This is a genomic window from Acetobacterium tundrae, from assembly GCF_008086615.1.
Lineage (GTDB): Bacteria > Bacillota > Clostridia > Eubacteriales > Eubacteriaceae > Acetobacterium > Acetobacterium tundrae.
In genome coordinates, this window is record NZ_RXYB01000037.1 from 1 (window position 1) to 10,756 (window position 10,756).

Here is a 10,756-nt window from a genome sequence, read left to right on the forward strand (position 1 = left end):
GGCAGCCATCGTCCCGGATTATCGCATTTTGTTTATCAAATACTCTTCACACCAGTGCATAGCAAAGTCGTAACAATCTATCCCGAAATCCAGTGTGCAAAGCCCAAATGGGTCCGCTTCATGATCCACTTTGTTTTTGAGTTCCAAAAGGCTATTTTTGTAACGGTCAATGTCATGGATACATTGCTCAATGAGAAAAATGGACTGCTCATGTGGCAAATAGCGGAAGAAAAATATTTTCTCCAAAGCGGATGAAATGTCGGTCCTCGACACCATAATTGGAGAACTTAGCCACTTTAGAAACTCCACCTTGCCCTGTTCGTTGATCGAATAGGTTTTTTTGAGTTTCCCATTCTCAATGGTTTCTTTTAATGCTACGAAACCTTTATTGTTAAGCCGCTTCAATGATGGATAGATACTTCCAAAACTTGCATCAACGAAATAGGAGGTACTCATACTCATATGCTGTTTCATATCGTATCCAGTCATGTCTTTCTCCATCAAAAATCCCAGCAAAATATACTCGGTCATACAACTCTCCTTTTAATATCATATTGCTATATATCATGACGATATGTATTTATACGATATATATTAGTCCTATATTCTCTCTTTGTCAACAAGAAACAGAGACAATGCAAAAGCCTATAATGCAAAAACCACTGAAGTTGACGCAAGTCAGTTCTCAGCGGTTTTTGCCTGATGAAGACTCCAAAGCGTCTGAAACAAAAAAATACCTGCTATACGGTGGTGACGAAAAGTCGAAGTATAATACCTTTTCGTTGGAATAGAGTTGTTCAAGCTGCCAGTATAACAAAAAAAAGATAATTTTAATGGTAAGGGAGAGTTATTTTGATCGTAAAGAGAAAATAATATATTTTCAACAACTGCACCGAAACGGCATTAGCAAATGAATTGACTGATATTATTTATGAACACATCAGTTAATAGATTAAAATACTTATTTCTAGGTGACATTGTATGATAATCGGCTTGAGATCACCTCGCCAGGGATACTGTTAAATGAGGTTTCCATTGAAAAAATGTAGAAGTCGATTCAAAAATTCACAATCTGGCAATCAGCAATGCATTTTCTTACATGAAGATTATTGAGAAATGGGGACGTGATATTCCTCGAATCATCAAATATGCCGAGAATATGGTTTAGGAGAGCCAAAGCTGATTGATCTTGAAGGTATTTTAGAGTAAATTTATACCGTAGGCATCGGAATGGTGACACTAATTCTGGCACCATTAGCACTATTGGCACCAATCAGAAGACTGAGATTGAGGAAAAACAGATTCTCGCTATTATTAAAACAAATCAAAAAACAGAACAGAAAGATATTCAGGCCCAGATGAAAATATCCATCCGTTTGGTAAAACGCATCAGGGCTGGGTTACAGGATAAATGTGCAATCATCGGTATGCAGGGAATAATCGATCTGGTGAATGGATCATTAAACGATGTGAAAACAATAAATGTTTTTGATCAAAGCCCTTATTGCGCTTGATTTGTGTCGTACATACGGTAGGGTACACTCGAGGAACGCCATATATAAATGATTAACTAAGATTAACAATGTCGATAATCACTAATGCAAATTGTCACCTTGAACCGGTACGGTCCGCCTCCACCAAATATGAATATAATGCAATATAAAAGCGGATAGATAGAAATATTTGGTCGCTTTTTATTTTAAATGAATAGTAAAAGTGAATAATTAGAAATAAAAAAGAACTAAATTGCTTAAATATGTGTAGGGGGTTCGGAACGGCTCCAGTGTTTGATTCTCCTTTTTGGGGGTGCTTCAAATTCAAAAGGGTAAACAGGGGTTTGGTCGTCGGTCATTATTTTTTTCACTAGTTGGAACGATTGTAAAATTATTTATCAGTTTTTATGCAATTCAGTTTTTATTTTCAGTATTTGGTTTGATATTCTGGCGCCGAATAAAGGAAATTAGAGTACATTGTTATCGCAAATGTCCCAAATGTAAAAAGACCTTAAAGTTACCGATCAAACGCGGAAAGCATACGGTTAATTGTCCTGAATGTCACGAAAAATTTGAGGTTCGAGTGATTATCTAACAATAAAAAATAAAAAAAGAGATGCACACAGTTCCAGGGTTTGGGATTGGGTGCATTATTGCGTTATTTGGCAATAAAAACAGATTACAAAAAGATCTTTATGAAATCTTTAAACTTTCTTTCTATAGTTAAGTTCAGATACACGAAAGGAAGATAATGATGAACGCTTATATTTTACAAACAAAAAATTTGACTAAAACATTTAAAAACCAGGATGCGGTCAACGAGGTTTCGATTTCAATTACCAAAAATTCAATTTATGGTTTGCTGGGCCCAAATGGAGCCGGAAAATCGACACTGTTAAAAATGATAACGGGAATGTTACATCCGACCAGCGGAGAAATTATTTTTGAAGACCATTTATGGAGTAGAAATGATCTGGCGGATATTGGGGCATTGATTGAGAGTGCGCCGCTTTATGAAAATCTGACAGCAGCGGAAAATCTCAAAGTTCGGACCCTTTTGCTGGGGCTGCCAGATGCGCACATTGATGAAGTATTGCAGACCGTTAATTTAACAAATACCGGCAAAAAATGCGCTGGTCAGTTTTCGATGGGGATGAAGCAACGTCTGGGAATCGCTATTGCGTTATTGAACCATCCCAAACTGCTGATTCTGGATGAACCAACCAATGGGCTGGACCCCATCGGGATTCAAGACTTGAGAGCGCTGATTCGATCATTTCCCGAACAGGGGATAACGGTTATTTTATCAAGCCATCTTCTTTCAGAGGTGGAGTTGATTGCCGATCATATCGGTATTATCAGCAATGGTATTCTCGGTTATCAAGCGCCGATTCATGCTGATGAAGATCTTGAACCACTTTTTATGGAAGTGGTGGCAAAAAGCCAAAGGGTAGGTGCTTAAAATGATCAATGTTATCAAAGCCGAAAACCTGAAAGCCAAAAGGACATTTGCTAAAAAAATGGTATTTATTGCACCGCTATTTATGTTGTTGCTGGCAATTATATCGGGACAATATTTTGTCCAAAATGGTTATAATTGGTGGTACACGATGATCTTGCCGGGATTTATCACCTTGATAACGGCACTGCTCAATCAGAACGAAGAAAAAAAGCTCAAATATCGGCCAGTATTTGCATTACCAATTTCCTTAAAAAAGATTTGGCTGGGAAAGGTAACCGTGACTGGTATTTACGTTGCCGTAGCAAATATAATCCTGTTAGTGGGCATGATTGCCGGAAAAATTTTTTACAATACATCCTCCACCATTTCCGTCACGCAAATGATCACAGCAACGCTGATTCTCATTATTGTTTCGTTTTGGCAGATTCCGTGGTGCCTTTTTCTGTCAAAAAAATTTGGCATAGTGACCGCGATTCTAATTAATGTCGGCGGCGGAATCATCCTTGGTATCGCCGCGGCTGCTAAATCGTTTTGGTGGCTTTGTCCCTATAGTTGGATCACCCGGATGATGTGTCCAGTGCTGGGTATTCTGCCCAACGGAACCTTGGCACCGGTGGGGGATGTGATGTTAAATCCCAATGTTATCCCGCTGGGAGTGGTGCTTTCAATGGTATTCTTTGTTATCGTGCTGGGAGTAACGGCATGGTGGTTTTCCCGACAGGAGGTCAAGTGAGATGAAAATGCTGCTGCGTAGTTTTAGTTCTGATTATCTTAAATTCAGGCGCACATCGATGTTGTGGATTCACAGCCTGATCCCACTGGCCGTGGCAAGTTTGTTTTTGTTTTATTACTCGGTAAGTCCGTGGGAACCAACGGCAAAAATAAGCGGATTTCTGGAGGCCATCTCGATTGGCTTTCCACTGATGATTGGTCTTATTTGTGGGATAGCGATTGACCAGGAATGCCAGGCCGGCGGCTTTCAGGTGATGTTAAGTGGAACAAAGTCTCGGGCGATCGCCTATAGCAGCAAATTTTTACTGCTTTTTTTAATGGAAACATTTTCAGTTGTGTTAACGGTGGGAATTTTTGCGGTTGGTTTTAAAACGGTACCGCTGTTATTTTATGTAAAGACAGTCGGAATACTGATGGCGGCCAATAGCTTTCTTTATATTTTGCATCTATTTGTGAGTTTTCAGTATGGCAAGGGCGCATCGATTGGTTTAGGGATTGGTGAAAGTTTGATTTCAGCCCTTGCCTTGACCGGATTGGGAGATGGAAGATGGTATTACATCCCCTGTGCGTGGAGTGTGCGTCTGTGTGATTATTTAGTTTATATCTGGGATCAACCTGTAAGTGCACCGATTGGAAATTTTGAAATAGTGAGAGGGTTGGTGATTGCGCTGGTAGTTGCCAGCATTGGTTTTTTGGTGAGTTTGCGCTGGTTTCAAAATTGGGAAGGCCGAAAATCATTTGAATAAGCAAGTAGGTAATTACGAAACGGTTGCGGTTATTTAAATCGAAGCGTTGCATAATCGGGTCGGGGCCATTATACTGGGAAGTGTGACAGGAGGTGAAGGTTTTGGCAAAAATACTGGTGATTGATGATGAACCGGATATTTTGGTGTTGGTGAAAAAGGTCTTGGAAAAAGATGGCCATCGCGTGACCACGGCGGAAACACCGGAAAAAATGAAGCTAGCGGAGCTAAATCAGTTTGATTTGATTTTACTGGATGTGATGATGCCGGGAACTGACGGATTTTCATTTTGTCAACAGGTTCGTGGCAGTATCGACTGCCCGATTTTATTTCTGACGGCGAAAACGATGGAAGTAGATGTTACCGCTGGGTTTGGTCTTGGGGCCGATGATTATATAAAAAAACCGTTTAGCACCGCAGAACTGCGGGCTCGGATCAATGCTCACTTGCGACGCGAGAACCGTGAAAAGCGCAACCGGATGATGGTCTCGGGTTTGGAATTTAATCTTGCCGCTAAGAGTATTTCAATTAATGAAAAGAAAATAGCGTTTACAAAAATAGAGGTTGGAATTTGTGAATATCTGGCTAAAAATCGCGGGCAAGTTTTTTCGAAAGATCAGATTTATGAGGCCGTTTGCGGATATGATGCCGAGGGTGATAGTTTTACGATTGCGGTGCATGTTAAGAATATTCGGGCAAAACTGGCTTTATATGCGATAACACCCATTTCAACAGTCTGGGGGATTGGCTACAAATGGGATTAAAACGAAAAAAAATTGGATTGCAGATGTTCTTTACGCAATATTTATTGATTATTTTTGGGGGCTTTATCTTGATTGTTTTGATTGGTTTAGGTCTGCTTTCAATAGCATTAAGAACGGGATTTATACAATCAGTGGCGGACATAGAAGCACAAATTCAAAATCAGAAGTTAATCATTTCAACGGCTGAATCGGTGACCCCGGAAATGATTCCCGCCGGCTGTAAATATGCTGTTTTCAGCGATCAGGAGGAGCTGTTAGCTGGGGATATGACCAAAAATGAAGCGGCGATTGCTTGGAAGATGATTCAGAATGGCAGAAGTATTTCGGGGGGAATCCTTGGTACCGGTTTAGCAGGCACCTGTTATTTTCCCATTGAACGGCAGAATGAAATTTGTATTTTGGAATATGCTGCCATTGCTCAGTTTTCTTCGACATTTTTGAAAGAACATTTTCCGGCCCCGGAAATCGTATTGTTTTGGTTTGTTTTGGGGACATTTTTGATGGCAATTCTATTTCTTTCGCGACTGTTTGGCAAAAAACTGGGCCAGCGATTACGGCCATTACAAAAGGTCACGGAAAAAATACAAAATAAAGACCTCGAGTTTGAAATTCAAAAAAGTGGGATCCAGGAAATTGATGTGGCATTAGATTCTTTGGGCAGCATGAAAAAGGAATTAAAACAGTCACTCGAGACCCAATGGAAAAATGAACAGACAAAAAAAATGCAGATTGCCGCCTTAACCCATGATATTAAAACACCACTTACGGTGATTCGGGGGAACGCGGAAATGTTGGAGGACACCGAGCAAACCGAGGAACAAAAAGAATTAACCCATTATATTATTAAGAATGCTGATCAAATGGAACAATATGTGCAGATGTTTGGGGAAATATCCAAGGCGGATGCCGGATACGTGCTGCAAATGGAAAAGATAATAACCAGAGAATTTCTGGATGATTTGGAAAGCAAAATCAATGCGCTTGCAGCGGTTAAACAATTAAGCGTTGAATTTAAGAAAAACAATATGCCCGAAATTATCGAGTTAGATCCCTTATTAATGGGACGTGCGATCATCAATATTGCGTCGAATGCGGTTGATTATTCGCCAATACAGGGATCAATTTATGTTTCTGTTGCGATGGCGAAAAATAAAATAAGCTTTAAAATCACTGATTCAGGTAAAGGTTTTTCTTTAGAAGATTTTAAAAATGCAACTAAGCAATTTTATCAGGGCGATGTTAGTCGCAGTTCGAAAGCACATTATGGAATGGGTTTGTTTATTGCCGATTCCATTGCTAGGCAGCATGGCGGCAGACTTTTAATCGAAAACGCTCCTGCTACTGGTGGCGGTAGAGTAACAATTGAAATTTGAGTTAAAAAAGAATGAAAACCTCTGGGAAATAAAAAATTAAATTGTCACAATGCATAAAGTTGGGTTGTCTAATTTAATAGAAAGATATTTAAGTGTTTGCGAAACAGAGAAAAATGATTACAATACTGGCGCAATCACCTAAAAAAATTCAAGGAGGAGAATAGGATGAAAAATGAGATGAAGGATATGCACGGGAAAATTGAACTGGCCGTTAATGGTGACAAACAGGCGTTGGAAACATTGCTTGGCAGTGTGCAGGATATGGTATATAATCTGTCATTACGGATGCTTGGTAGTCCCCATGACGCTGAGGATGCAACCCAGGAAATTCTAATCAAGATAATGACGGGTTTATCATCGTTCAAGAAGGAAAGTGCATTCTCGACCTGGGTGTATCGAATCGCAACCAATTACCTGCTGAATTACAAAAAGTCATTTTTCGCAAAACAACCCCCACTTAGCTTTGAGTTTTATGGGGCGGATATCGAGGCCGGGTTTTTAAAAAATAATCCAGAGATGCTGAATGGTGTCGAGGTGGAAATTTTAACCCAGGAACTAAAAATGTCCTGCACCAACGTCATGCTCCAATGCCTTGATCCGGAAAGCCGACTGATTTATGTCTTGGGCATCATGTTTAAGGTAGATAGCAAGGTTTGTGGAGAGATTTTGGGAATTACTCCGGAAGCATATCGCCAGCGCTTATTGCGGATTCGCAAAAAAATGGCCGGTTTTCTGAAACAGTATTGCGGTATTGCTTCACCGGAAAAATGCAATTGTAAAAAGCGGATTGGTTATACCATTACAAATCACCGTTTAAATCCTGCTAATTTGGAGTATACGCAACTTCAAAAAGCCGATGAAGTTATGGCGTTAGACTATTTAGCGGCGATGGAAGAAATGGATACCGAATCGGCAATTTTTGCAGAATTGCCAAAATATCGTTCGCCTCAGAATGCAAAGGATTTTCTCCAAAAAATATTGTGCTCTGAAAATATGGCAACGATCATGAGTCAGGCATAGTGGCATACCACGATGGCAAGAATAAAACAACCGGGGCAATCACGATGCCCGGTTGTTTTTTGTAGATCGAAGACAGCTAGCAGAGGCATGATAAAGATTTGTTGAGGGTTTTGTTTTACAAGCTTTTTTAAAAATTTTTCAGTTTTAAATATGCGGTTTCCGGTAAGATACCAATAACAATTTGGCATAAGGACAACCCTGCTAATCCACCACGGAGAAAATGGAGCATGGGGATTTCGGGGGAAATATCAGTCGCGATAAAATTGATGATATTGAATAATACCAGAAGTAAAATGCCGATTTTAGTTTCTTTTCGCATGTTTTTTTTCATTTTAAAGTCTCTCTTTCTTTTTATTGACGGTTACGGCGATATCGATTAAGGGAATATACAAGTACCGTTATATCAAACAACATAATCGTACCAATGATTCGCACCGTCCAATCGGGAAAAGGCAGAATGAACCAATTAATGGACATCAATCCCAGCGCAATGATCATGATTAGAAGTGTTAGTGGGAATAAATATTTTTTAAGCGCCATTGAATTCACCTCGCAGCTACATGGTTTTCAGACAAATAAGTTTAACAATGGCACTAATTGAGAGTTGTGCAATTACCGCAATCACCAAGGTATAAAAAACAACGATGTTAAAATAGCCGGCAATAATTGCGGCCAGTACCATGAGGACGGAGGTAATGACAATCATTGGGGCGCCAGCTTTATTACGAATAGCTTTTAACCGTTCATCATGCTCCTTATTGTATAACACTTTGAGCTTTGTATCATCCTTGAGGGCCAGGCTCAGCTTGATGATATCAATCACAGCGAGTCCAAATATGGCGATAATCAAACCAAACTGGAAACCTGTTACAAAGCCATCAGACATCGTTGAACTGTCTGAATAATTCAATGAATAAATACTATAAAATCCCAATACCGCGGTCACCAATACCATTCCTGAAGAAAGTACAATTCTTCGTTTAATCTTAGTTCTAAATTTTTCCATTATCCTGCCTCCTAAAATTCATTTGTATTTGAAAAGTCAAAAACATCTTCAATCGTTAGTCCAAAATAGTGGGCGATTTTGTACGCCAACACCAGGGAAGCAGTATATTTGCCCACTTCAATGGATGTGATGGTTTGCCTAGTTGTTCCCACTTCCAGTGCGAGTTCTTCTTGGGATAGTTTTCGCTCTTTTCGTAATTCTTTTATCCGTGTTTTCATTTGTCACCTTCTATTAATATGCATAGTATACTTTGCATTATTAGTATAGCTCGCTTTGCATAAAATGTCAAGTTAACTTTGCAAAAATATAGCTTGATTATTATGGAGTATTATTTTTTTATTAAGCCCGGTCTACTGTAACCGGAAAAAAAAGTGAATTGGAACGAAGATAAGTATTTCAATAAAAATCCATACAGGCATCACATAAGTCAGTTATAATAAGGCAAATAAAGCAATCGTTGAGGGATGATTTGTACGGTTTCAGGTAGATAGAGCAGATTTTAAAAAAATTGGTTAAATTTTATTCTGACTTATATGAAAAGCCTCTTAAAAAGTTCAGTTACGTAGAGGAAGGAAAGAAATTCAATGAAAAGATTAAAATTTTTAATACCATTATTATTATTGGTAATGGTTGTGTTTACCGGATGCAGTTCAACGGCACGAACACCACAGCAGAAACAGCAGAAACAACAGAGACGGCAACCACCACAGCGGTTTTAACAGCCGTTATCTCACCGACGTCGACAATTGCTGTCGATCCGGAATTCACAGATAGAGATGTGGAGACCAGCTATGATGATGAGACGGCGACTCATATAATGTTGGATGGAGGCAGCATCCAGGTAACTGGTGATGGTGCAACGTCAAACGGCAGTGTATTGACGATTAGCCAGGAAGGGACTTATGTGGTTACCGGAACATTATCCGATGGACAGATTATAGTAGATGCTGGGGGACAATGATAAAATTCAGATTGTCATGAACGGCGTAACTATCAATTGTGCCGATTATGCGCCAATCTATATTAAAAGTGCCGATAAAGTATTTGTGACACTCAACCAAAACACTGTCAATACTTTAACCGACAGCGCCGAATATGTTCAGACCGTGGAAATTCCCCTAACCGGGGTGGTAACTAGCAATGGACAGACGGGAATGGGCGACCCGGGTCATGGTGGTGCGCAACCGCAACAATAAAAAAATGATGTAAAACAATAAAAAGCATGAGCTTCTTAAGAGGAAGACATGCTTTTTTTAGGCTCGTTAATATTAACAGGGTGCGAATCCGTTCTCATTATGATAAAATCATCTGGAATAGTGAAAGTTATGACACTTTCGCAAAGCCTTAAAAGCTATCGTTTTTAAAATTATTAGAGAATCGTTATTGCATTCAACCGGATTGAGAAAATAATTGAGGGCAGAAATGTACACGATTGATGAAACAGAAATCATGTTAAATGAAATAGCTGAAGAAATTCCTCAGGAGTTATACAATGAACTCAATGAACTCAATGGCGGAATTGTTTTAAAGGCAGAGGTGAAACTGCATCCCCAAAACAAAGCCAAGGATTTATTTATTTTAGGGGAATATCATCGTGGCGGTCAGTTGGAAAATTTTATTGCAATTTATTACGGCTCTTTTGTCCAAACTTTTGGCAATGTGCCGTTAGCGGAGTATAAAGAGCAGTTAAGAAGCGAGTTAAAACACGAATTTATTCATCATTTAGAGGGCTTGGCAGGGGTAAAAGACCTGGAGGTAGAGGATTCAGTGGAAATTCAGAAGTATTTAAAAATGTCGACTAAGTCAGACGGATTGGAGTAATCGTGAACTGGGATTGTTTAATTGTTGATGATGAAGTTGAACTTGCCAAAGCGACTTGTGAATATTTTGAAATGTTTGGGATAACCTGTACCTATGTTACAACGTTTGAGGGCTATATGGATGTTGTTTTGACAAATACCATTAAACTGATTTTGCTTGATATCAATTTGGGCAAGGACAGTGGCTTTACCCTCTGCAAGGAATTGCGAAAAAAACAAACGTGCCCATTTTGTTTATCAGTGCCCGGCAAAGCGATGACGATGTACTGATTGCACTCAACATCGGGGGAGATGATTACATCATCAAGAAACCGTATTCGCTCAGTGTACTGTTAGCCAAGGT

At 39.4% G+C, this 10,756-nt stretch carries 16 protein-coding genes; 11 read left to right on the top strand and 5 right to left on the bottom strand.

The annotated features are described in order from the left end of the window. Positions 1-18 precede the first annotated feature (18 nt). Positions 19-531 (bottom strand): helix-turn-helix transcriptional regulator, encoded by a 513-nt coding sequence (locus tag FZC40_RS16405; RefSeq protein WP_148606336.1) that lies wholly within the window; start codon positions 529-531, stop codon positions 19-21. Between the two features lie 440 nt (positions 532-971). Here FZC40_RS16405 and FZC40_RS17880 point away from each other — a divergent pair, with 440 nt between their 5' ends. The 7 genes from FZC40_RS17880 to FZC40_RS16440 all read left to right on the top strand — a co-directional run bounded on the left by FZC40_RS17880 (position 972) and on the right by FZC40_RS16440 (position 7,587). After that, complete coding sequence (locus tag FZC40_RS17880) at positions 972-1,049, top strand: ATP-binding protein (RefSeq protein ID WP_311135695.1); 78 nt, start codon at positions 972-974, stop codon at positions 1,047-1,049. 1,198 nt (positions 1,050-2,247) lie between these two features. Then, entirely contained in the window at positions 2,248-2,955 is a 708-nt protein-coding gene (locus tag FZC40_RS16415; protein WP_148606341.1) for a lantibiotic protection ABC transporter ATP-binding protein, read from the top strand. A 1-nt stretch (position 2,956) separates the two neighbouring features. Next, on the top strand, positions 2,957-3,688 hold the full coding sequence (locus FZC40_RS16420) for a lantibiotic immunity ABC transporter MutE/EpiE family permease subunit (protein WP_148606344.1): 732 nt from the start codon (positions 2,957-2,959) through the stop codon (positions 3,686-3,688). A gap of 1 nt (position 3,689) precedes the next feature. Then, positions 3,690-4,433, top strand: a complete 744-nt coding sequence (locus FZC40_RS16425; protein WP_148606346.1) for a lantibiotic immunity ABC transporter MutG family permease subunit — start codon at positions 3,690-3,692, stop codon at positions 4,431-4,433. 101 nt (positions 4,434-4,534) lie between these two features. Further along, positions 4,535-5,194, top strand: a complete 660-nt coding sequence (locus tag FZC40_RS16430; RefSeq protein ID WP_148606348.1) for a response regulator transcription factor — start codon at positions 4,535-4,537, stop codon at positions 5,192-5,194. Beyond that, positions 5,185-6,567 carry a sensor histidine kinase gene (locus FZC40_RS16435; protein WP_148606350.1) on the top strand — a complete coding sequence of 461 codons (1,383 nt, stop codon included), beginning with the start codon at positions 5,185-5,187 and terminating at the stop codon, positions 6,565-6,567. Before FZC40_RS16430 ends, FZC40_RS16435 begins: the two co-directional genes overlap by 10 nt. A 165-nt stretch (positions 6,568-6,732) precedes the next feature. Beyond that, positions 6,733-7,587 carry an RNA polymerase sigma factor gene (locus FZC40_RS16440; RefSeq protein ID WP_148606353.1) on the top strand — a complete coding sequence of 285 codons (855 nt, stop codon included), beginning with the start codon at positions 6,733-6,735 and terminating at the stop codon, positions 7,585-7,587. A gap of 127 nt (positions 7,588-7,714) precedes the next feature. On the opposite strand, the gene FZC40_RS16445 is transcribed toward FZC40_RS16440, so the two are convergent. The 4 genes from FZC40_RS16445 to FZC40_RS16460 are packed head-to-tail and all read right to left on the bottom strand — an operon-like array spanning position 7,715 to position 8,811. Further along, on the bottom strand, positions 7,715-7,918 hold the full coding sequence (locus tag FZC40_RS16445) for a hypothetical protein (protein ID WP_148606355.1): 204 nt from the start codon (positions 7,916-7,918) through the stop codon (positions 7,715-7,717). 20 nt (positions 7,919-7,938) lie between these two features. Continuing rightward, the gene (locus tag FZC40_RS16450) at positions 7,939-8,127 is read right to left on the bottom strand and encodes a hypothetical protein (RefSeq protein ID WP_148606357.1); all 189 of its coding nucleotides are present in this window, start codon (positions 8,125-8,127) and stop codon (positions 7,939-7,941) included. 16 nt (positions 8,128-8,143) lie between these two features. After that, positions 8,144-8,593 (bottom strand): 4-hydroxybutyrate dehydrogenase, encoded by a 450-nt coding sequence (locus FZC40_RS16455; protein WP_148606359.1) that lies wholly within the window; start codon positions 8,591-8,593, stop codon positions 8,144-8,146. Between the two features lie 11 nt (positions 8,594-8,604). Next, positions 8,605-8,811, bottom strand: coding sequence for a helix-turn-helix transcriptional regulator (locus FZC40_RS16460; RefSeq protein ID WP_148606362.1), 207 nt, complete (start codon positions 8,809-8,811; stop codon positions 8,605-8,607). Between the two features lie 290 nt (positions 8,812-9,101). On the opposite strand from FZC40_RS16460, the gene FZC40_RS17635 reads away from it, so the two are divergent. From FZC40_RS17635 to FZC40_RS16480, 4 genes are all read left to right on the top strand, one after another. Further along, on the top strand, positions 9,102-9,554 hold the full coding sequence (locus tag FZC40_RS17635) for a carbohydrate-binding domain-containing protein (RefSeq protein ID WP_148606365.1): 453 nt from the start codon (positions 9,102-9,104) through the stop codon (positions 9,552-9,554). Next, positions 9,538-9,789, top strand: a complete 252-nt coding sequence (locus FZC40_RS16470) for a carbohydrate-binding domain-containing protein (protein WP_148606367.1) — start codon at positions 9,538-9,540, stop codon at positions 9,787-9,789. The genes FZC40_RS17635 and FZC40_RS16470 overlap by 17 nt, the downstream gene beginning before the upstream one ends. A 226-nt stretch (positions 9,790-10,015) precedes the next feature. Further along, positions 10,016-10,414, top strand: a complete 399-nt coding sequence (locus FZC40_RS16475; protein ID WP_148606369.1) for a hypothetical protein — start codon at positions 10,016-10,018, stop codon at positions 10,412-10,414. 2 nt (positions 10,415-10,416) lie between these two features. After that, positions 10,417-10,683 (top strand): response regulator, encoded by a 267-nt coding sequence (locus FZC40_RS16480; RefSeq protein ID WP_311135693.1) that lies wholly within the window; start codon positions 10,417-10,419, stop codon positions 10,681-10,683. Positions 10,684-10,756 lie beyond the last annotated feature (73 nt).

Coding starts and splice junctions, on each gene's coding strand:
- FZC40_RS16440 (WP_148606353.1), top strand. CDS start 6,733: ATGAAAAATGAGATGAAGGATATGCACGGGAAAATTGAACTGGCCGTT.
- FZC40_RS16435 (WP_148606350.1), top strand. CDS start 5,185: ATGGGATTAAAACGAAAAAAAATTGGATTGCAGATGTTCTTTACGCAA.
- FZC40_RS16475 (WP_148606369.1), top strand. CDS start 10,016: ATGTACACGATTGATGAAACAGAAATCATGTTAAATGAAATAGCTGAA.
- FZC40_RS16460 (WP_148606362.1), bottom strand. CDS start 8,811: ATGAAAACACGGATAAAAGAATTACGAAAAGAGCGAAAACTATCCCAA.
- FZC40_RS16470 (WP_148606367.1), top strand. CDS start 9,538: ATGCTGGGGGACAATGATAAAATTCAGATTGTCATGAACGGCGTAACT.
- FZC40_RS16445 (WP_148606355.1), bottom strand. CDS start 7,918: ATGAAAAAAAACATGCGAAAAGAAACTAAAATCGGCATTTTACTTCTG.
- FZC40_RS16405 (WP_148606336.1), bottom strand. CDS start 531: ATGACCGAGTATATTTTGCTGGGATTTTTGATGGAGAAAGACATGACT.
- FZC40_RS16450 (WP_148606357.1), bottom strand. CDS start 8,127: ATGGCGCTTAAAAAATATTTATTCCCACTAACACTTCTAATCATGATC.
- FZC40_RS16420 (WP_148606344.1), top strand. CDS start 2,957: ATGATCAATGTTATCAAAGCCGAAAACCTGAAAGCCAAAAGGACATTT.
- FZC40_RS16415 (WP_148606341.1), top strand. CDS start 2,248: ATGAACGCTTATATTTTACAAACAAAAAATTTGACTAAAACATTTAAA.
- FZC40_RS16455 (WP_148606359.1), bottom strand. CDS start 8,593: ATGGAAAAATTTAGAACTAAGATTAAACGAAGAATTGTACTTTCTTCA.
- FZC40_RS16425 (WP_148606346.1), top strand. CDS start 3,690: ATGAAAATGCTGCTGCGTAGTTTTAGTTCTGATTATCTTAAATTCAGG.